Here is a 22,093-nt window from a genome sequence, read left to right as displayed (position 1 = left end):
AATAGTGAATATAAATCGCGCAAAAATAAGAAATATATCATAAAATGTCGAAATTTTTCATGTAAATGAATAAAATATCACAGCTTTTAGGTCATATATCCTTCACAAGATGTTTAACAAGGCCTGTCATCTGTCCTAGATGAACTATGTGGTTCTAGCTGAGAGACCGTATTCGCTTGCATTAATGCACCCTCACTTAACAGTCGTTTAGTTCTACTACGTAAAAATAGACCAGACATCGCAGCGAGTATTTGTTGGAACAACATCCCCGAAATTACTGGAAGCGCAACAGCAGGAGGAAAATATTTCACCGCTAATACAGCTCCCGCACTTAAATTCCGCATACCCGAATTAAACTGTACAGCCACGGAATCTTCATAACTAAAGCGGAAGCGGCGTGACACCAAAGCTCCGATCACATAGCCAAGCACAACGGTTATGAAGGTCACTCCAATAATGATCGCTAATTTGCCATCCGGATGTTTCAGATAACGGGCAATGCTGGCCCCATTAATAGAAACAACTACAAACAATCCGACTTTAACAAACGGAGCAAGCGGCGGTCCACATACCGTATTTACTTTCCCTTTTGTCCATTGATTCAGCAGCATCCCAACTACAGAAGGAATGACTACCATCCATAGCAGCCCTTTCATCATATCGCCTAGCTGAATTTCAACACTCGCTCCCATCAGCAAATATAAGGTACCCGGGACAACAATGGGCGACAAGAGCGTATCAATCAGAATAAGCGCCAATGTCAGCGCAATATTCCCTCCGTACATCGACACCCATACCACACTTACAACACCTGTAGGAATCGCGAACAACAATACATAACCAGTTACTGTATATGGATCTCCCGGAAAAAAAGCCATGGCTGCAAGCCAGCCGATCAGCGGCATTACAATATGTAAAATTACCATTAGAATAATCAGCTTCTGAGGTTTCAGGAGTACCCCCAACAGATCCTTTAGGTTGGACTTCAAGCTACCGATCAGCGTCATTACAGCAAAAATCCAGGGCACGAGACCTGTGAACGGCAGCAGTCTGCTTTCGTTAAGTACGCCGACCACGATGGCCGTGGGTGTTAATAACGGCATAATCTTTTCTAGAACAACATTAGATTTGATGAGTCCATTTCTTATATTAGCAAACACTTGGCAGTACACCTTATGTATGAAGCTCATACATCCCTTATCTTTGTTTTTTATTAAGTCTACCATAAAAAAATAGGAACCAATTCTTAAATTGGTCCCTCGAAGTAATCTATATAGAGTGTTAAACTTCTATGCCTTGTGGAAACAATGCATCCAGTGCTGGGCAGGGTTGCTTATCCAAAAACTGTGCCAATGGCGCCGGCATATTATTGTATAAATCTTTTAGTGAAGTTCCTTGATAAATGTTGCCGATAATCACCGGATGGCAAAGCTCTGAAATCAAAATGTCGCCATTTCCATGCAGATGAAGCTGCTTCTTCCCCTCAATACAGTGAGGAAAATACACACCCGGCTGCTCTTCGAACCCAAGGGCGTCCATAAAGCGGTCCATACAGGTGAAATACAGAATCGTATCTTCTTTCTTCCGTGCGATCAGCTCACTCACTGCATTCTTTAATTGTTCCCGTGCAGCTATAGACTTCCAACCTGTATGATCCATGATAATACTGTTCTGAATTTCATGTGTGCGCACGCCCATTGCGTAGACATGATCGCTGATCTCCTTCATATTATCCTGGGTTTCACTGAACAGCAGCGTCTCCAGTACGGTATCCACACTTGTTGCAGCGAATAGGGTAATATTTTCTCTTATTTTTTCATAGATGCTTGGATGAATATTATAATATTTTGAGAAAGCTTCCGCAGTAGTAAAATTGAAGGAAATATGTATAGTCGTTAATCCTGCGGAGACCAATTGGCCAATTCGTTCAGCATTTAAAAGACTGCCGTTGGAATTTAACTGTGTCTGAATCCCTCTGGATGCGCAGTAGGTTACAATTTCCACACAGTCATCGAATTTCAGCGTCACTTCTCCACCTGATAAGCGTACTCTTTTAAGGCCTGGAAGTTCGTCCAGAATGCGGATGACCTCTTTGGCTTTAATGCTTTGTCCATCATTTCTATTATATGCACAGCAATAATCGCAGCGGAAATTACAGTTCGAAGTTACCCCTATTTCTAACCCTTCCAGCTCATAAGTAAGCGGTTTGTCGAGCTCTAATGCTTTATATCTCATACTCTAATGTCCTCCTGAAAAATAATGAATTTAGTTCAAAAGTTCAACCTTAGAGATTATATAGGTTTATGGCTTAGGTTAATGTGAGTTTTATAACATTCGAGTGTACGGTTTAATTAACGAATTAGTCGGAAGCGCATGCGTAATCACTTTCAGATACGCATAGTAACCTGTAACGGACTCAGCTGACCCTAAACCTAAAATTATCCTATTTTAAGAATGCCAACGGACTCCAGAGCACCTATTGACCGGAAAAACGCCCAATATGAGCCTTTTGCCAATGAATAGCGTCATCCGAGTCCGAAAGCCTCGTGGAGTGATGGATAAACCGATACGCATTCAGGCATGTATATTACAGGTTATCTTCAAACTGGTGATGTCCACCGACACTTTTTATAGGGATATAAAGATCAACTTTTGCTTTACCTTCAGGGTCTGTATATGGATCATTCATACAAAATTCGAGCGCATACCGATCATCCGGTTCATAATCACTGTTAGGTAGCCATTGACCGTACACACTTTGATAGGCAATAGCCAATTTGTCGATCGTATCATAAAACGAATATAAGGCATAAAGACCACCAGATAAAGTTTTGAACTCTACGCCCGAATCACCCTCTTTAACAAACTCTTCTGGAATGGTTATGCAGGCATCATATCTACAAGAGTATTCGTCAGTCACGCTGGGATCATCTAAAGAAATACCAATGAAGTATTCTGTTGAAGGTAAATCATTTTTCTCAACCCACTTGCTGAGTGTTCCCCATGCCTTATACGTTTCAAGATAGCTGCCAACATGCCTTACGTATGCCACTTGATAACTTGGAAGTTCTTTTACCTCAATGTTCATTTCCCATACTCTCCTTAAAAAATTATTTATGTTGATACTCACATCATAATTTTTAGAAGGAGACAATTCTTCCTGATTATTGCTGGACATTAACTGATAATTGCTATGTTCTTGCCTTGACCTTCTCATCTCGCTTGGGGTTGTCTTAAACAGTTTCCTAAAGGATGAATTAAAACTTGAGATGGAACTAAAACCGCATAGAGTTGAGATATCTAGCATGGTTTTATGGGTTGTTTCAAGATAGGTTATCGCGTGATGTAGACGTCTTTCCGTCAGATAGGTCATTGGTGTTTTATTTGTAATTGCAGAAAAAACTCTAGAAAAATGATACTTAGAAAAATTAGAAACTTCAGCTAGCGTTTCCAGATTTATTTCTTGATCTAAGTTGTCCTCAATAAAATGAAGAACCGTCTGAATACGCACCCTGTAATCATTGTTCACTAGACCTACCTCAATCCCGTGATGATTAAATGATTTTTTTCTTATTTATTTTCTTCGCCCTATATACAACTGATGAGATGAAATCCCCAAAATGGATGGATCCTTTGCTGCATTAATGAGAAATTCTAAGAGCTCCTCATGTTCACCCCGGTCAGTCCAGTATTGTTTCTGCTCATTTGTCAGTAACGCTCCGAGGCTAGAAGAACCAATTAAATCAATGGTTTGAAATCCATTCTCCTCCATGAAAGATTTTATGTCCTCAATATTGAAGTAATAAGCTCCCGTAAACCTACCTTCATCTTTATGATTAAAAATCCCGCTATCATAAAATTCTTGTATTGAATCCATGTTGTCATTAGGCTTCCAATGTTGTGGGAACTGTAAGGATGTAAGAGTCATTCTCATCCGACTTTGAAAGGCTACAAATACGATGCCATTCTTCTTTGTCACACGAAACAATTCCTTAACTGCTAAAATCCGATCCTCTTCTTCTTGCAAATGATATAAAGGGCCTAACATCAGAGAAGCATCAAAGCTCTCGTCTGATATTCCCTCTAAACTAGTTGCATTCAGCACATGAAAACCCTTAAATTGCTCAGTTAATCCTAATTCATTAACCTTCTGCTGAGCTATTTCAACTAACTTAGGGGTAAGATCCGATAACGTTACGTTATAGCCCAGCTTCGCCAGCTCCATGGCATATTTACCGGGCCCAGCACCATTATCCAGTATAGAGTGTGCGGTAGTTAAATACTGTTTTATATAATGCAGATTAATGATGAACTCCAGCGGCTCCCTATCCAATCTTCCCCACTCATCAAATTGGGAGTAATAATCAATAATATTGCCCATTGCCAAAACACCGACCTTTAATTGTATTTTTTTCTGTAGAGAACAGAAAAAACCTATCGCCTCCAAAGAGGCGATAGGTTTAACCTTCGCGGTACCACTCTTTTTGATCGTTGCTTATTGCTTATAATAAACAACGAATCTTAGAACCCGATTACGGAGGGTTAGCCGTTAAGATCTACTGAGGTTCGATCTTACCGCTCATGGGTGAGTTGGGGAACCTACTCCGCTGTCTTGCACCAACCGGCAGCTCTCTGGGCAGTAGTTATTCCTTAATACTCCCAATCATTACGTTTATTCCGTATTGTATTTTGACCTAGTATATATTTAGTAATTATTCCCTGTCAATACAAATTCCACTTACAGCTCTACTGACTTCCCCATCTCGTTCCAGACAGGCTGTCCGATCAGACCTAAACGCCAGATCGCAATTCCTTTAAGACCATAACGTTTAGCAAGTCCTACCTTAGAATTCACTGAAGATTCGTTTTCGCTATACACAGAGATCCCGAGGATCAGCTTATCCTTACTCACTTGCTGAAGCGCAAGCCGGATGCCTTCATCAACTAAACTCATCGGCTCTGGAACTTTTTTCTCTTGTAAATAATCGTACGCCATAATGACCAAATCATCTGCAAGTGTTCCTAAAGTTTTGTAATCATAACCTTTATAAGAACTATTTAATGGATGAAGAATAACGGTAAGTTTAAGTCCTGCTGCATGTGCTTTTTGTGATAGGTTTTTCACAAAAGCATTGTAATCTGCTTGCACCTTCGCCTTATCACCGGTTAGACCTAGGCCCTCCAGATCCAGGGTAATGCCTTGGAATCCTTTTTGCGTTGCAAGATCTACGATTCCAGTAATCGTCTGTTCTTGAAGCTGCTTATCTTCCAGGTTCTTAGTTAACTCTGATGCGGTGTCTCCAGAGAAGACCATCAGATAAGGAGCAGTTCCACCTGCCGCTGCATTCGTGACAATCGATTCTGGTGTTACGTCACCAGCCGCCTGAGGCCATTTGAAATCAGTCCCCGTTGTGGTGAATTGCCCGCTTTTATCAATCCCACTCCAACCGAAGGCCATAGCATCAAAATTAGGAAGTAAGGAAATCTCACTATAAGAACTCAGAGCATAGAAACCAAGAGTGTACAGCTCAGTCTTCGGCGAAGTAATAGATACGGTCTTCGTAGATTGATTCCAAGCTACACCCGCACCAAACTGCTGGCCGAAGAAGCTAAGGGGAATCATCGTTGTATCCCGGATCGTCTGCGGAGCAACTCCTAACTTCACAACCGCGCCGTTAACACCTGCATTTTTGCTGCCAAGGGTCAGGGTTACCACTTTAGTCCCTGCAGTATCTGTTTTGGTAGCCGTAATTTTCTTCTGCGCTTGATTCCACTCGACATTAATTCCCAAAGCTTCAGATATAGCTCGGAATGGCACCATCGTTGTTCCGCTCATCACAACAGGTTCTACTGGAAATGGTAGTGGATAACCATCCAGCACAATGCTAACTCCACCAGCTGTGGCTGCCTGTGTGGTATTTTGGAATAACGCCGTGGTGCCTCCTAGCGAAATAGCCATACATAATACTAATTTACCGATTCGCTTATTCATGAATGTTAAGTCTCCCTCTTCTATGATATGCAGTCTAATCTTGTAAACTCTTATATGTCCTCTACCATTTTACCAAAGATTATCCAATTGTAAAATTAATAGATTGTCATTTATGAGCTGCGAAATTATTTGTCATATTAGAAGAGGTCGGCAAAATTACATAAACACGCTCAAAAAGGTTCCCACTGCTCGTTCAACATCTACATCCACTGCAACTTGTATGGGTTTACCCACTTTTGGCTGAGCCCGCAAGTCCGCTACGACCATTCCCGATGTAAACTCACCTTTGTGCTCCACTCGAACATTCATCTCTTTGTAGGTTACCAGATCTGGTTGCAGCGCAACCATAAGTGCGAGTGGATCATGCAGCGGTGCGCTGTTGATCAAAAAGTTCGCTTCACGATAGAAATTAAAATAATGAGTAAGCGATTGTTCCATAAACGAAATGATCGCTTTATTTTCTTCACGTCCAAAACGTTTTAATAAATCGATATGCTCTTGTGTAATCCGCGTCTTAAGCGTAACGTCTAGACCCACCATCATAACAGGAAGCCCAGATGTAAATACATGATCAGCAGCTTCCGGATCCCCAGCAATATTCGCTTCCGCAACCGGTGTTCTATTGCCGGGATTGAAGATCGTACCGCCCATCACCACTACTTTTTTCAAAGTATTCTTAATACCAGGGTCCATATCAAGCGCCATAGAAAGGTTGGTTAGATGTGCCAGTGTGACTAATACAATCTCTCCGGGATTCTCATTAGCCATCCGAACAATAAACTCAGATGCAGTTTCGCTAATGGGACGCTGGCTGGATGGAGCAATTTCCACATTGCCAATACCGTTCTCACCATGCACATGAGTGGCGTAGCCTGAGTGTTCACGAACAAGCGCCTTGGATGCTCCGATCGCTACAGGAATCTCATAACCGGGCTTAGCAAGCTCAATTAGCCGCAGTGAATTGTCCGCCGCCTTTTCGACCTCAATATTTCCAAAAACGGTTGTAATTCCTTCTACAATTACGTTTGGAGCACGTAAGGCATATAGAATCGCCAGTGCATCGTCAATACCTGTATCTGCATCAATAATAATTCGTGTTTTGCTCATTTATGTTCTCTCCCATTATGTTTTTTTCATAAAAGCTATCATATCACGGCCAACGAGGGTCGCTCAATTTTTATTCAATTCCTGTTCTTTAAAGGCTTCAATAAACCGCTCAGGATCGCACTCTATCAAATAAGCATACACGCCCTTACTCGTGTGGAGATAGAACATGCCGCCCATATCCCCCATTGAGCGATAAGACATATCGAAAATATCTTTTAGCGGGAATTCCCGATGGCGTGTTACAATTCTATCTTGATACAGATACATTAGCCGATTGGAAGCAACACTTCGTTGTTCTCCATCCCTAATTTCTCGTTGTATCTTATAATACGGAAGCTGAGCTACCCATTTCATTTGCAGTCCTCCTGCTTTTCGTAATGGACTCTATTTTATTATTCTTTTTACCCTATTGCAAAATAAAGAAGCTTAACGATCCCATTAGCGGAATCATCAAGCTTCAGTAATCACCGTTTATTTCGTTGTATAAGCTGCGGCTGCCTTGCAAAAGCGTTCCAATGCCTCAACTAATGTGGATCTCGGACAAGCCAGATTAATCCGCAGATGGCCTTTGCCTTCTGTTCCAAAAACAGAACCTTCATTAAAAGCCACTTTAGCCTCTTTGTACATCAGCTGCTTCAGACCGTCTATTTCCAAGTTCAGTTCGCGGCAATCCACCCAGAGCAGGTAGGTTCCTTGCGGCTGCATCACATGAACCTGTGGTAAATGCTCCGCCAAATAGCTGACCGTATAATCCACATTATCTGATACATATTGTAACAGCTCATCCAGCCATTCTTCTCCGTCATTGTAAGCGGCTTGTACCGCTCCTTGCGCGAAGAAACTAGCCATATGTAAGCTCAAGGCTTTCATTTTTTGATCAAATTTACGTTTCAATTCCGGATTCGAGGACACGATAAAAGAGGATTGAAGCCCCGGAAGATTGAAGGTTTTGGTAGCGGCAAGGGTGGTTAACGTAATATTGGCAATTTCCTCAGACAAGGATGCAAAAGGAATATGCTCATAACCTGGAAGCGCCAAATCACAATGGATCTCATCAGAGATAACTGTCACTCCGTGACGCAAGCACAGTTCACCGAGCTTCAACAGCTCTTCTCTTTCCCATACTCTACCGCCTGGATTATGCGGACTGCATAACAGCAGCAGCTTCGCTCCACCCAACATCAACCCTTCCAATTGCTCATAATCCATCTCAAAGCGCCCATTACGGACGATAAGCGGATTCTTGGCAACCTTCCGGTCATTCATCTGGATGACATCATAAAAGGGATAATAAACTGGCGATTGTAAAATAACCTCGTCCCCAGGCTCAGTAAACAGTTCAACAGAGAGGCTTAAGGAAGTTACAATTCCGGGAGAATCTGAAATCCACTCCGGTTTGATCTGCCAATCATGCCGTCTTTTAAACCATGACGTGATGGCTTCTTTATAAGTATCACTAGGTACACTGTAACCGTAAACTCCTTGTTCTGCGCGGCGCAGAATGGCTTCCTTCACTGCGGGAGGACTTTCAAAATCCATGTCTGCCACCCAAAGCGGCATAATATCCTTCTCACCAAACAACTTCTCGGATTGGTCCCATTTGTAAGAGCTAGTATTACGGCGGTCAATTACGCGATCGAAATCATACTTCAACTAAAGTCACCTCATCCTTATAAACTTATCTTTTATTGTATCATGAGGAAACCGATATGGCATACTGCACAAAAAAAGAACGCACTCGTGAAAGCACGCTCTCCATAACTCAATCAGGTACAACCTCGAATTATTGCAGCCATTCATCCAAATGAGCAGCGACAAATTCATCATCCACCAGATGGGGATAATCCTTGTAGACTCTGTTGATCTCCTCCATTTGACCCGGTGACAATTGTTCTTCCGGATTCAGACACCATAAGCCTTCAAGCAATCCCTGTCGGCGAAGCACTTCGTGTATACCAGGAATACAGCCATGAAAATGATGGGCCGGATCAAATAACGCTGCATTACTGTCTGTCACCTCAGCCCCAAAGGTTAACCAGCTTGCTGCTAACGAGGGTTCACTGCGGATCTTTTTAATCTCATTCAGCATTTGCACAGCTTTGCTCGTCCATACCGCCCAGTGACCCAGCAGGCCACCAACTATTTTTTTCTCAACCGGCTTGCCGTTCACCATGAATCGGAAAGTTGTGAGTAGATCGCTGACAATATTATCATCATTTCCGGTATAGAGGGCAATTTCTTCACTACGACTGGAGTCAAGTACGGCTCTGACTACGTCCAGCGTCTGATAACGATTGAATGGTGCCATCTTTATGGCGATCACGCCTTCTATTTCAGCGAATGCCTTCCAAAAATCAAAGCTTAAGATCCGCCCGCCCACAGATGGCTGCAGGTAGAAACCAAATACAGGAATCACTTCCGCTACTCTGCGCGCCCGTTCCAGGAGCTCTTCCTCACTTAAGGCTTGCAGACCTCCCATGCTGAGCAGTCCGGCTTCATAACCAAAGCTTACAGCAAGTCGAGCTTCGAGGACCGCCTGCTCCGTCCCACCGCAGATGCCTGCCACTTTCAAGAATGGCCGATTTAGCTGGGCACGCTCCACCTCTTCCGCAGCGAGACGTAACACGGGCTCTAGCAGCCCTATTTCCGGATTCCTGATCTCGAATTGAGTGGAATGCACTGCGACCGCGATTCCTCCCGCCCCAGAAGCGAGATAATAGCGAGTCAGCGCTCGTTGACGACGTTCATCCAGCTTTCGTTCCTTAGTTAGAGCAAGCGGATGCGCGGGAATAGCCAATCCATCATGAAGTGCGGCATTTAAAGCTGTAGTCAGAGGTTTTCTTTTCAGCGTCATCAATATTTGCCCTCCCGCTCCTGAAAATGCGTGGGTTTGTTCCAGGTTTCTCCGCCTCGTCCTACCCAATCGCCAATCCAATCGATCATTTCGGCTAACGATACCTGCGGATAGCCGAAAGTGGCAGCAGCCTTCGCCGCGTTGCTTAGCAGTGCAGTGGGTGCTTCCTGCCCTGTAAAGATCGGTTCAACGCCCAGTTTTCGGCCAAATTCATTAGCGGCCCAGCGGAGAGACAACGTCTCCGGTCCGGTAATGTTCATCACATTTGGCGGGGAACTGCAACGAAGCAGCGCTCGCAAGGCGATTTCATTAGCATCGCCCTGCCAAATCACATTGGCATGACCCATTGTTATATCAATGGACCGGCCTTCCTTAACCGACCGAGCCAGCTCCAGCAACACGCCATATCGCAGATCAATAGCATAGTTCAACCGATATATAAACATCGGTGTTCCATTTTTATGTGAGAAATGCTCAAATATCCGCTCCCGGCCCAAACAGGATTGCCCATACTCCCCATTTGCGTTCGGAGAAGTTCTTTCCGTTGCTCCCCCTTGACCAACCGGAGTGAACGGATAAACGTTACCTGTCGAGAACACCACAATCCGGGAATTACGAAAATGTTCTGCTACGCGTCCCGGCAAATAGGCGTTCATCATCCAAGTAAAATGCTCATTGCCTGTGGTGCCGAATTTATTCCCGGCCATATAGAGAATGTTTTGCGTTTCAGGGAGTGCCTGCAATGCTTTATCGTCTGATAAATCAGCGGAGATAATTTCAACCCCAGCCGCTTCCAGCTCGCGGCTAAGCACCTTGTTCGAAAAGCGTGAAACGCCGATGACTTTCTTGTCCAGCCCTGCTTGGCGAATCGCGTTAACGGCTAACCTTGCTAAGCTGGGACCCATTTTGCCCCCCACACCCAGCAGCATAATATCCCCATCAAGCTGGCTCAATTCATCAATCAGTGCTGCGGACGGACGGGCTAAGCGGTCTTCCAGCTCTTGAACGGTTTGCATCATTGAACTCTCCCCTCTGTTGGCTGTTAACAAGCTACGTTTATATGATGAAAGATGGATTAGACAGTTGGTTAACTGTAGCGTTCTATGGCAGCCACATTAGTGATTTCGCAATTTAGTTGTATTTCATACAATTAAAACGCCTCGCAAATCCATAGATGATTATTTAGTTGTATTTTCTGCAATTAATAGTTCAGCATGAGGCTACAAATGATAGTTTGCTAAGATTTAACTGCATAAAATACAGTTAAAATTCAAAAAGGGCATTTCGGCAGGCTATAGTTGTATAAAGTACAATTATTACGCGCATGTATTAGATTATTTCGAGTGAAGCGAACTCGCAGCGCCCAGCAGTTCTTCCCTAAGCTCAACAGGCAGAAGAAAGTCAAAGTCACAACCAAGGTTCGCCTGAAGCACCCGCTCGTGAAACAGCAAGCCATAGCCCCTGTCATAGTGCGGCTTAGGCGCATGCCATAAGAGCCGCCGACGGGCCAGCTCCTCATCCGCCACCTTCAGCTCCAGGCGCCTTGCGGAAATATCCAACTCAATTTCGTCGCCATCCTGCACAAGTGCTAACGTTCCGCCAATGGCCGCCTCCGGTGCCGCATGTACAATCAATGCGCCATAAGAGGTCCCACTAATCCTAGCATCAGAGATACGGACCATATCGCGGATGCCCTGCTTCAGCAGTTTTTGCGGGATCGGAATTTGCCCGATCTCCGGCATGGCAGGCGCGCCCTTAGGCCCTGTGTTCTTAAGCACCAGCACGCTGTTCTTATCCACGACCAAATCAGGGTCATCGATCCGCTCGTTTAGATCAGCCGGACTCTCAAAGACTACTGCGCGTCCTATATGCTTTTTGAGATGCGCCGATACAGCGGTTTGCTTGATCAGCGCCCCATCCGGCGCTAGATTTCCGCGCAATACAGCAATTCCACCTTGGCTGTCGAGCGGCTCCTCCAAGGTACGTATCACATCCCTGTCCAGTGTGGCTGCCTGAACCAGATTCTCTTTAATCGTTCTACCTGTGACAGTAATGCAATCCCCATGCAGCAGCGGCTCCAGCTCCTTCATTAAGGCTGGCACTCCACCCGCCTCAAAATACTCCTCCATCTGATACTTGCCGGAAGGCCGCAGATTCAAGATGAACGGTGTCTGGCTGCTGATGCGGTCAAAGGTCTCCAGCGGGAGCTTCATCCCAAGGCGCTGGGAGATCGCCACGAGATGGATAATCGCGTTCGTCGAGCCGCCGCTGGCCATCGTAACCGTGATCGCGTTCTCTATCGCCGCCGCAGTCATGATGTCACGTGGACGGATATCGCGGCGTACCAACTCGACGATCTGCTTGCCGGTGCGCTCAGACATATGTCGGCGTCTGCTGTCCGGAGCCGGAATAGCTGCGCAGCCTGGTAAAGCCATGCCGAGGGCCTCCGCAATCGAGGCCATAGTGCTGGCTGTGCCCATTACCATACAGTGACCGTCACTGCGGCAGATTGCATTCTCTGCAATAGCCAGTTCCTCGTCACTGATATTTCCTGCTTTGTGTTCCAGTGTAAAACCGTAACAATCCGTACACGCTCCGAGACTGCGGCCACCCAACCGCCCGTTGAGCATGGGTCCACCTGTCAGCACAATGGCTGGAATGTTGGCGCTAGCTGCTGCCATCAACTGTGCGGGCACCGTTTTATCGCACCCCCCAAGCAGCACTACCCCGTCAATGGGATGCCCCTTCATCATTTCTTCCGTATCCATCGCCATTAAATTTCGCAGCAGCATCGTCGTTGGCTTCACATAAGGCTCACCGATAGAGATGGTCGGGAATTCCATCGGCACTCCCCCAGCCTGCCAAACGCCGCGCTTCACATAATCCACTAATTCATTAAAATGTGAATGGCATTTATTCAGCTCACTGAACGTATTGCAAATGCCAATCACCGGTTTGTGGATATCTTCTTCGGTGTATCCCATCGACTTCGTAAAGGAACGGTGGATGAATCCCCACAGATCCTTTTCCTGAAAATAAGCTTCACTCTTCAACTTACCACCGAATCTAGCTGCACTCTCCTCGCTGTCTCTACACTCCGCCATGACCCCATCTCCTTTAGCAACCACAGTTGTTGACTAAACCAGCCCGAGAATTTCCGGTGTAGCGCGATGAATAATGCCTTCAATGAATTCCTGCGGAATTTGCGGCAGCTTTGTTCCCTCCGCCAGATCATTAATATGGTAAAGCGCTTCTAGCATTTTCTGTGTCCCAAAAAACGGATAATCTGACCCAAACAATAGTTTGTCTTGAACCCCATATTCCATAGCAGATACGAGCGCATTGTAGAATTGCCAAGGTCTGCTACCTAACGCAGATACATCCATGTACATGTTGGGATGCTTACGTACCAGCGAAATACATTCGTCAACCCACGGATGGCCCATATGCGCCACAATCATCTTCAGCTTTGGAAAAGCACGGGCAATGGGATCCAGCATCGCCGGTCTGGAGGCATCCAGATATCCTTCTGGCACAAATGAGGTGCCTTGGTGCCAAAGTATAGGCACATTCAGCTGTTCAGCTTTGGCATAGAGAGCAAAATGTTTGGGGTCATCAGGGTAAAAGTTCTGATAAATAGGGGCAAGCTTCAGCCCTTTTAGCCCCATTTCCCGGATCGCAGTCTCAAATTCAGCAACACAATCCAGATGGTTAGGATCTACGCTGGCAAAACCAAATAGCCGGTTTGGATCAGTGCGGCAGTAGTCAGCGACATAAGCATTTGGCACGACAAGTCCCGTTGCATGCGCAGCCATAGCAAGTACAATAGCACCGGAGAAACCTTCCAAATTACGGCGGTGCTGCTCAGGGGTTGCTTCGATATTCATATCCGGCCCCCAAGCTCGTTTGATCGCTTCATCCGTAGGTCCTGAAACCATGCCCGGCCCAAACAAATGGGTATGACAATCGAAGATCATCCCTGTTTCCTCCTATTCGCTGACCATCGTATTAGTAAGGGCGCCAAGCTTCTCAATCTGCACCGTCACCACATCACCAGTCTTCAGGTAAACCTGATTCTCTGGAGGGTAGCCCATCACGACTCCTTCCGGTGTTCCGGTCAGAATAATGTCACCCGGAGAAAGTGTCATGCACTGAGAAATATAACTAACAATCTGCTTGCAGTTAAAAATCATATCCGAAGTGTTCGAGCTCTGACGCAGTTCCCCATTCACCGTGCATTGAATATCGAGCTGATTGGGATCACCCACCTCATCCGCAGATACAAGATAGGGTCCAATCGGTGAAAATTTGTCACAGGACTTTCCAGCTAACCATTGACTCGTCCGCAGCTGCAAATCACGCGCTGACAGATCATTAGCAGAACAGTATCCAAATACATAATCTAAGGCATCTTCCTCGGCAACATATTTCGTACTCCGTCCAATTACGATGCCTAACTCTGCTTCATAATCCACTTTGTGAGCGGTCCTCGGCAACGGAACCTCCGAGCCATGTCCGGTTAATGTATTGTTGAATTTATTGAACAAGATCGGATATTCCGGAATTGCCATTCCTGTCTCTTCTGCATGCCTGCGGTAATTTAGGCCGATACAGATGATTTTGCCAGGATCGGTAACACAGGGACCGAAGGTCAAGTCTTCCACCTGCTTCAGCCAGGCTGGATTTTCTTCTTCCATAGGCAGCTCATTCACAAAATTCCTCAGTTGATTCAGCGCCTCCGTGCCGCCGTCAAGCAGTTGCTTAACTGATACAGGAACCGGAGCCTCCAGCCGTGTGGATAAGGCAGTCTGTGCAGCCTCAATATCCACCACTCCACGGTCGGTTAGCACACCCATATGATTATCCTCTTTTTGCAAAAATGTAATTAGCTTCATATCAAAAACACCCCTTCACTTTATGCATTTTTGCCGAAGACAAGGCCGCCATCCACATAAAACGGCGAACCCATCACAAACTCCGACTCGTCCGAAGCTAGAAATAATGCAGCTCGCGCCACATCCTTGGGCTTACCCAGCTCACCACTAAGCTGTCTACGCTTGATTGCCGCAACCGAAGCCTCTGGATCCGGTGACTCCTTTAAATATTCTTCTACGAACGGAGTCATAATGGTACCAGGCAGCAGAGCATTTACACGAATGCCGTATGGCGCATAATCGACTTGCATGGTCTTGGTTAAGGACAAGACTGCCCCCTTAGAAGCACTATAGGAAGCTCGCTGTGCCACACCAATCTCGGCAATACTTGAGGACATATTAATGATCGAACCCGTCTTACTGTTCATCATATAAGGTAAAACTGCCTTGCAGGTTAAGAACACGCCTGTTACATTCACCCGCATAACCCGCTCCCATACTTCCTCGGCAACCTCGTGTACAGGCCCCACGCCACTGATCCCTGCATTATTAAAGAGCACATCGATTCGCCCAAAAGCATTAACGACCTGATCAGCCATTACCCTTGTACTGGCAGCATCGGTAACATCACAAGGGATGAACAACGCCTTCCCACCCGCCGCCTCTATTTCAGCGACTGCGGCTTTTCCTGAATCCACCTGAACATCCGCAATAACTACCGTCGCTCCTTCTGAAGCGAATAATACGGCTGTGCTTTTCCCAATCCCTGAGCCTGCTCCGGTTATAACGACGATCTTATCTTTGAGTCGCATTGAGCTTCCTCCTCTATTACTCCTTAGCCCGATAGTTGCTAGGCAGCAAACCACTTACACCAGGCTTAGCCATAAATAATCCGCCTGCATGCGGATATCGACGCAGCTCTTCTTCGTTCATCCCTGTCTTCGCAGTCGTAATGTAAAGTTCTGTTAGATCACTGCCGCCAAAGGTGCAGGAGGTAACCAAAGGCGCCGGAACTCGGATCCGTCCAATCTGCTCACCCGTATCCGGGTTCCAACGGGAGACACAACCGCCGCCCCAATGAGCAACCCAAAGCATTCCTTCGCCATCTATCGTCATTCCGTCTGGACTTCCTTCCGTGGCAGGAATCCGAAACGCTATTTTACGATTGTCTATATTTCCAGAATCTTCATCGTAATCAAATACATCCACCTGTCCCGTAGGCGTATCAATGTAATACATTCTGCTTCGTGCATAATCCCAAGCCAGCCCATTCGAAATCCCGATGCCAGATAACACTTGGCGACAGGTACCACCAGGCTCAAGGACATATAATCCTCCAGCTTTTGGCTCATTATCCATGCTCATCGTTCCCAGCCACAGCCGGCCATGTCGGTCACATTTGGCATCATTCGTTCTATTGCGCGGAAGATCAGCTTCTATCGAAGTCAGCAGAACCGGGGATCCGTCAGTTTGAGCGAGATAGACTCCATCCTCCATTGCCAGAAGAAGTTCACCCTCAGCGGTTGGAATAACCGCGCTAATCATAAGATCAAAAGAGCGCACTTCTTCACTTTTTGTAATCTGGTCGTATATTCTAAGCTTCCTGCCCATAATATCCACCCAGTACAACTGATTGGATTCAGCGTCCCAATGTGGTCCTTCCCCTAGCTCAGCCTGAGCATCAATCATCAATTCTGCCTGAATTTCTGTAATTTTCAAAACCTTCACTCCTTCTTATTTTTACAGTTCACTGCCATTAGCCAGATGTCCACCATCCACCCGAATCGTCTCTCCTGTAACATAAGAAGCTTCGTCAGATGCTAGAAATAGAAATACATTAGCGGCTTCCTGAATGGTTGCCGCCCGCCGCATGGGCGTATGCTCCGAATACGCCGGGAGCTTCGAAACCTCCCTTAATTTACGGTCAAGTGGAGTATCCACGAATCCCGGTGCAACTGCGTTTACCCGGATACCATAAGGTGCCAGCTCCACGGCCATAGATTCAGTGAGCAAAATAACGGCAGCTTTGGAAGCATTGTAATGCGCAAGCTCGGAGCTTGCCGCCAGACCATTTTTGGAGCTCATATTAATAATGACCCCACCGCCACCTTGGGAAATCATTTGTCTTGCTGCTAGCTGGCCAATGAAGAAAACCGCCTTTACATTAATATCAAAAACCGCGTTCCAGTGCTCAGCAGAAATATCGAGAAAATGTTCGCGGAAGGCGATGCCCGCATTGTTCACTACAATATCTATCCCTCCGAATCTTGCAAAAGCGCGGGAAACGGCTTGCTCTAACTGTGACACGTCACGCAGATCACATATTTCCATGTCGGCTTTTTCACCATACACCTTCAAGGTTTCCAGCGCAGTGAGGAGCTCCGCCTCATTTCGATCTAACAGCACCACTTGAGCGCCTTCTTCCAGAAATCGGTGAGCGATCCCCAGTCCTATCCCTCTTGCTGCACCTGTGACCAGTGCTTTTTTGCCAGCCAGCCTCATGTTCATCACTCCTCTGGCTCAGCTTAGAGCACCCCGTATTTATCGTAGACCTGCCGCAACGTATATCCTTCCAGCAATTCATCCCGAGTGTGATTCTCCCGAGTCACTTTATCCATTGCCAGCTGAAATACTTCATCGATGATAGCTCCCGGGATTACAACGATCCCGTCACGATCACCAAAGATAACATCTCCGGGATGAACCATCACACCCCCGCACAGCACCGGAATATCATAATCGATGACAATTCCACGTCCCTGAGAATCAACGGGTTTAGTCCCGGTAGCGAAAACAGGAAAGCCGAGCTCTAGAATTTTGGCAGTATCGCGGATTAATCCATCCACAATCGCTCCGCGGCCGCCTCTCATTTTGGAAGCGGTGGACAGCAGCTCTCCCCACAGTCCATTCTGCCGTGATTCATTTGTGCAGCCGATGACAATTTCTCCGGGTTTGACGCTGTCCACTGCCTCAATCTCCTTAGTGTACGGATCATCCGGCAGGTGATGAATATCCACAGACAGAATGGTTTTTGCTCGTCCGGCGATGATCCAGGTCGGATCTATCGGATTGATATTTTCACGCATCACCTGATTTCGATAACCCAATTGATCCAATGTATCAGAGATTACCGCAGAATAGAGCGTTTCGCACATGCTGTCGAACAATTCTTGATCCTTCATAAGCGGTCCCACCCTCCTCAAGATTGTGTGTACACAACTTACCTCATTTACTTAACCGTACCGGGTGACCAGCATGCACAGACTGATATGCGGTAAGCGCGACCTCCGTGGATCGGAGTCCGTCTACTCCTGAAACTGGCACCTCCGTCTCTTCCAAAAGCGCCTGGACAAAAGCCTTTAGCATCAGCTCGTTCATATCGTCCCCCCAGAAGGACCAATTTCCTTTGCCAGATGCTCTTCCATATATATTATTTTTCTGATTAAATGCATCAATAGAAATAACACCTTTAGTGCCAATGATTTCAAGCGTCACATCCCCCCATGTCGGGAAGCCTGGATTACGTGACCAGCTCGGATCCAGCACTCCGAATACACCATTCTCAAAAATGACATGAACCATGCCAGAATCATCAATTGTCCGCTTGAGTTCTGGATCAAACAGCGTATCCGCATAGGCATAAACCTGATCTACCGGAGAATTAGCGAACCAGTTCATCAGATCCATCACATGCACAGTATGATCCAGAACAGCGCCACCTCCTGAGAGAGCTTCGTCAGCGAACCATTTGGGCCCCGGAAAGGAACCCCGGTTCGTTCCCTTGAACGCGATAATTTCTCCAATATCCCCACGATCTAGCGCTTCCTTAGCCCGCACAACCGAGGTCAAGAAACGACAAGGAAAGGCTGTCATTAATTGGACTTTTTCCTCGGCGCAGACCGATATCATTTGCTGCATTTCTTCCACTGAAAGACCTAGCGGCTTCTCGCACAGCACATGTTTGCCTGCCCGAGCTGAATCTATTGTTAGCTTGGCGTGAAACACATTTTCCGAGCAAATAATTACGGCATCAATCTTCGGATCAGCCAGAAGCTCCTTATAATTGGCATAATAGGGAATGGAATGTTTCTCCGCTAAGGCCCGCGTTCGCGCAGGCACCTCATCGGCAATTCCACCGACTATCACTTCTGAGAAACGCAGCAGATTCTCCAAATAATCAAAAGCATGAGCATGCGCGAAACTAATCATCCCAATATTCAGCTGGCTCATTAAATCCCCTCCATTCCATCAAGCCTCACTGGCTGTCCTGTTGCTCCCGATTTCTGAGCAGCTGCTGCCCAGCGCACAGCCTCCAGTGCATCCTGCGCAGTAACTATAGGCTCTTCCCCACTTCTCAAACAGGCGAGAAAATGCTCCAGTTCCTCATAATATGGGTCCTTAAGCAGCACGCTCGAAGGGGTCTCCACAGCTCCCGAAGCGGAGCTGCTTTCCACCGATCTGCGGATATGAAAGCTTTCGTCATCATTAGTTGCCCCTGAGATAATTCCCTCTGCATCGGCATACTCAAAGGAAGCATGAAACGATCCGGGGTAACCCCAAAATGCTTCAAGCTGAGCAAGAGTACCCTTCTTAAAGCGAAAGGTAGCTGAGGCATAATTTATGGCTTCCGACTGATGCTGGAAGGCATACACCTCCAGCGCTTCTCCGAAGGCTCCACGGATGTAATCAATATCATGAATCATTAAATCCATAATGACGCCGCCACTAAGCTGCGGGTCTCGAAACCATGCTTTCACGTTTCCGGGATACGAACCCGCACGTTTAGCATGATATATCCCGCCTTGAGCGCTGCCGAGCTGCTTTATTCCCTCTGCGAGCTGTCTGTAGGACCGGAAAAAGCGGACAACATGGCCTACAAATAATCTCACGCCACGCTCCTCACAATAACGGATAGCTTCCTCCGCTTCCTGCGAAGTTAATGCAAGTGGTTTCTCACAGATCACATGTACGCCATGATCAGCCGCTAGCCGAACCAGTGGAACATGCATGAAGGTAGGCACAGCAATACTGACCACCTCCGGTTTCACTTGTTCAAGCATTTCCACGGCGGATATATAATAGCGAACTCCCACTAAATTCCCGAGTACCTCCGCAGCCTTCTCATCGATATCACATACGGCGACAAGCTCTGCTTCGGGCATAGACTTGTAACGATCTGCATGGATACTCCCCATGCCCCCGCATCCGATTACTGCTGTCCTGATCACTTCTCTTCACTCCTTTCAGGCTGTACTTTCCTTTATAAAAGAACGGTAGCTCCACTTACCCTGCTTTCGTTAGCCGCTTCAAGGAAGCGTATCAGCTCCAGCGTTAGAGAAGGTTGTATCGGCGGTTTTCCCCCTCGTGCCATAGCTATAAAGCGCTTCAGCAGTTGCTGATGCCCTGCGTTATAATGCACTCCAAGCGCATTTACTCCACCACTGCCACGTTGACGGTGCAGTACGGTATAGAAATCAGATCCACCCGTACGGTTACCTCGAACCGTCCCAATCCGCCCGTCTTTCCACTGTCCGACCACCCATTCCTGCCTATCGTGACGGATCGCCCGTACCGATAGGCAGCCTTCCCCCAGTGCTGCATAGAGCATCTCGACAGTGTGTATGCCGTACCAGAACAACCCCGGCTGTGTCGGCTGCAGTTCGAGCGGCCCACTGCAATCTGCACCTAGAATAGCGCCTGCGGTATTATCCTTCAAAAGTGCTGTTAGTGGTTTCCCAAATCGAACCATGGAGCTGGAGAAAAATGGGGTTCCATATTTCTCCGCCAATCGCACCATTGCTTTTGCTTCTTCAGAGGTAACAGCAAACGGCTTATCCACGAATATTGGCTTTCCGTAAGGAGCCAGTATTGCAAACTGTTCCTTGTGCACTCTCCCATCTACAGAGGTCAACAAGATAGCATCAGAGTTTTCTGCAACCTCCACGATAGAATGGAGCAGTTCAACACCATAACTCATCTGTAACTCACTGCTAATCATTTTCACACGTGAATAACTCAACTCAAAATCTGGAGATCCACCTGGATAACCGCACTGCAGTCTACCGCCCGGAACATGCAAAGGGTGTGATTTATCATTCAGCAGCGCAGCAAAGATTCTGCTATGTGAGGTGTCCATTCCTACCATACCAATCTGCAGTTCTTTCATATCAACACTTGTTCGAAATTAAACGTTCTTCTTTACAACGCTCTAGGAGTTCCATATATTCTCTTCCCACTTGTTCGATGCTGTAAGTAGTTCTTGCTTTCTGTTCTCCCAATGACTTCAAATCTTCCCTCAAGGTATTCCGCTCCAACAATGTAATTAATCTGTCCACACATTCTGCTTCATTACCTGACTCATACAAGGAAACGTTCAGCGGTCCATCCAATAATTCCGGAAGCGCTCCGACACTCGGAACCACCACCGGACACCTACAAGCCATCGCCTCCAGTACGGTCATTCCAAAGGATTCATTGATTGTGGTACTCACATATATTCCACCACTCTGTGCAACAGAGGAATAGTAGCTATGCATCTCATCGTAATCTACTTTAGAAATCCACTTAAAATGTTTGATCCCTTGCTGCTCCACCTTAACCATAAGCTGATTTTTGATCTCATCGGGAGCAGTGTATCCCCCAACAAGCATAAATTGCAGCTCTGGCATCCTGGCATTCAGCTTACCCGCTATGTTCAAATAGGACGACCAGTTCTTATGATCATCCAGTTTGCCAACCCACAAAATAGTGGCAGGCCTCTGCTCCGTATCCGCTTCATACTGGAACAAATCTGTATCCAGGCAATTATTAATATGAAAAGCACCCACTATGCCAATGCTGTGCAAATAACCCTTCATATAAGCGGATGGAGTGATCACATAGTGAAAGGGCAAGCTATCTTTAGAATGAGCCAACTTCTGCAAGGGTTCAGAATAGGTGGTATGCACTTCATGAATAATAACCTTGCCTTCTTCAACAGGCCCAAGTGCTTCGTAAAGTTCATAAGTATCGATAGAAATAATGACGTCGAAATTATAGGCTGCAATATAACTCTTAATTTCTTCTACAGTCCCGAGAATACGGACATGCTCATATCCTTCAAAAGCGCTCGCCCCGCCATAATCCTCCAGAAAGGCAAAGTGCACTTCCGAGTGATGCCGCAAAAACTTAAGTCGATTGGCAAGTTGAGTCGTTACTCCGCCCAGAACACAGAACTTATAAAAATATAGAATTTTCAAACTCTCTCCACCCTTCTCCAAGGATAGT

Annotated in this window: 21 protein-coding genes and 1 other annotated feature; all 21 genes read right to left on the bottom strand. The window is 46.3% G+C overall.

What is annotated here, in order from left to right; translation table 11 throughout:
* Window positions 1-113 precede the first annotated feature (113 nt).
* Complete coding sequence (locus MHI25_RS10620; protein WP_076125035.1) at window positions 114-1,160, bottom strand: bile acid:sodium symporter family protein; 1,047 nt, start codon at window positions 1,158-1,160, stop codon at window positions 114-116.
* Window positions 1,161-1,281: 121 nt separating this feature from the next.
* Window positions 1,282-2,235, bottom strand: a complete 954-nt coding sequence (locus MHI25_RS10615; RefSeq protein ID WP_038569765.1) for a radical SAM protein — start codon at window positions 2,233-2,235, stop codon at window positions 1,282-1,284.
* Between the two features lie 352 nt (window positions 2,236-2,587).
* Entirely contained in the window at window positions 2,588-3,529 is a 942-nt protein-coding gene (locus MHI25_RS10610; RefSeq protein WP_340395389.1) for an AraC family transcriptional regulator, read from the bottom strand.
* 45 nt (window positions 3,530-3,574) lie between these two features.
* The gene (locus MHI25_RS10605; protein ID WP_340395388.1) at window positions 3,575-4,381 is read right to left on the bottom strand and encodes a class I SAM-dependent methyltransferase; all 807 of its coding nucleotides are present in this window, start codon (window positions 4,379-4,381) and stop codon (window positions 3,575-3,577) included.
* 63 nt (window positions 4,382-4,444) lie between these two features.
* Window positions 4,445-4,676, bottom strand: a binding site (T-box leader).
* 62 nt (window positions 4,677-4,738) lie between these two features.
* Complete coding sequence (locus tag MHI25_RS10600) at window positions 4,739-5,959, bottom strand: stalk domain-containing protein (RefSeq protein WP_280752992.1); 1,221 nt, start codon at window positions 5,957-5,959, stop codon at window positions 4,739-4,741.
* 189 nt (window positions 5,960-6,148) lie between these two features.
* Window positions 6,149-7,099 carry a nucleoside hydrolase gene (locus MHI25_RS10595; RefSeq protein WP_340395387.1) on the bottom strand — a complete coding sequence of 317 codons (951 nt, stop codon included), beginning with the start codon at window positions 7,097-7,099 and terminating at the stop codon, window positions 6,149-6,151.
* Window positions 7,100-7,162: 63 nt separating this feature from the next.
* Window positions 7,163-7,453, bottom strand: coding sequence for a hypothetical protein (locus MHI25_RS10590; protein ID WP_036679330.1), 291 nt, complete (start codon window positions 7,451-7,453; stop codon window positions 7,163-7,165).
* A 117-nt stretch (window positions 7,454-7,570) separates the two neighbouring features.
* Complete coding sequence (locus tag MHI25_RS10585) at window positions 7,571-8,752, bottom strand: MalY/PatB family protein (RefSeq protein WP_076125027.1); 1,182 nt, start codon at window positions 8,750-8,752, stop codon at window positions 7,571-7,573.
* Window positions 8,753-8,882: 130 nt separating this feature from the next.
* Window positions 8,883-9,953, bottom strand: coding sequence for a dihydrodipicolinate synthase family protein (locus MHI25_RS10580; protein ID WP_340395386.1), 1,071 nt, complete (start codon window positions 9,951-9,953; stop codon window positions 8,883-8,885).
* Entirely contained in the window at window positions 9,953-10,969 is a 1,017-nt protein-coding gene (locus MHI25_RS10575; protein WP_076301377.1) for an NAD-dependent epimerase/dehydratase family protein, read from the bottom strand. The genes MHI25_RS10580 and MHI25_RS10575 overlap by 1 nt, the downstream gene beginning before the upstream one ends.
* A gap of 318 nt (window positions 10,970-11,287) precedes the next feature.
* Window positions 11,288-13,057, bottom strand: coding sequence for an IlvD/Edd family dehydratase (locus MHI25_RS10570; protein ID WP_340395384.1), 1,770 nt, complete (start codon window positions 13,055-13,057; stop codon window positions 11,288-11,290).
* Between the two features lie 33 nt (window positions 13,058-13,090).
* Window positions 13,091-13,930, bottom strand: a complete 840-nt coding sequence (locus MHI25_RS10565) for an amidohydrolase family protein (protein WP_340395383.1) — start codon at window positions 13,928-13,930, stop codon at window positions 13,091-13,093.
* 12 nt (window positions 13,931-13,942) lie between these two features.
* Window positions 13,943-14,848, bottom strand: a complete 906-nt coding sequence (locus tag MHI25_RS10560; RefSeq protein WP_340395382.1) for a fumarylacetoacetate hydrolase family protein — start codon at window positions 14,846-14,848, stop codon at window positions 13,943-13,945.
* 20 nt (window positions 14,849-14,868) lie between these two features.
* Window positions 14,869-15,639 carry a glucose 1-dehydrogenase gene (locus MHI25_RS10555; RefSeq protein WP_340395381.1) on the bottom strand — a complete coding sequence of 257 codons (771 nt, stop codon included), beginning with the start codon at window positions 15,637-15,639 and terminating at the stop codon, window positions 14,869-14,871.
* Between the two features lie 16 nt (window positions 15,640-15,655).
* Window positions 15,656-16,546, bottom strand: coding sequence for an SMP-30/gluconolactonase/LRE family protein (locus tag MHI25_RS10550; RefSeq protein WP_340395380.1), 891 nt, complete (start codon window positions 16,544-16,546; stop codon window positions 15,656-15,658).
* A gap of 21 nt (window positions 16,547-16,567) precedes the next feature.
* A complete protein-coding gene (locus MHI25_RS10545; RefSeq protein WP_340395379.1) occupies window positions 16,568-17,329 on the bottom strand; it encodes an SDR family oxidoreductase in 762 nt (253 codons plus the stop codon).
* Between the two features lie 23 nt (window positions 17,330-17,352).
* Complete coding sequence (locus tag MHI25_RS10540) at window positions 17,353-18,009, bottom strand: RraA family protein (protein ID WP_076301253.1); 657 nt, start codon at window positions 18,007-18,009, stop codon at window positions 17,353-17,355.
* A gap of 43 nt (window positions 18,010-18,052) precedes the next feature.
* Complete coding sequence (locus MHI25_RS10535) at window positions 18,053-19,057, bottom strand: Gfo/Idh/MocA family oxidoreductase (protein WP_340395378.1); 1,005 nt, start codon at window positions 19,055-19,057, stop codon at window positions 18,053-18,055.
* Complete coding sequence (locus tag MHI25_RS10530) at window positions 19,057-20,055, bottom strand: Gfo/Idh/MocA family oxidoreductase (RefSeq protein WP_340395377.1); 999 nt, start codon at window positions 20,053-20,055, stop codon at window positions 19,057-19,059. The genes MHI25_RS10535 and MHI25_RS10530 overlap by 1 nt, the downstream gene beginning before the upstream one ends.
* A 32-nt stretch (window positions 20,056-20,087) precedes the next feature.
* Window positions 20,088-20,993: a Gfo/Idh/MocA family oxidoreductase gene (locus MHI25_RS10525; RefSeq protein ID WP_340395376.1), complete on the bottom strand. Its 906-nt coding sequence runs from the start codon at window positions 20,991-20,993 to the stop codon at window positions 20,088-20,090.
* Between the two features lies 1 nt (window position 20,994).
* Window positions 20,995-22,065, bottom strand: coding sequence for a glycosyltransferase family 4 protein (locus MHI25_RS10520; RefSeq protein WP_340395375.1), 1,071 nt, complete (start codon window positions 22,063-22,065; stop codon window positions 20,995-20,997).
* Window positions 22,066-22,093: the final 28 nt, after the last annotated feature.

Origin of the sequence: Paenibacillus sp. FSL E2-0177 (assembly GCF_037992975.1) — a bacterium.
Classification (GTDB): domain Bacteria; phylum Bacillota; class Bacilli; order Paenibacillales; family Paenibacillaceae; genus Paenibacillus_AQ; species Paenibacillus_AQ odorifer.
Note: the sequence above shows the minus strand (reverse complement) of the source record. Positions and strands in the feature narration are given on the sequence as shown.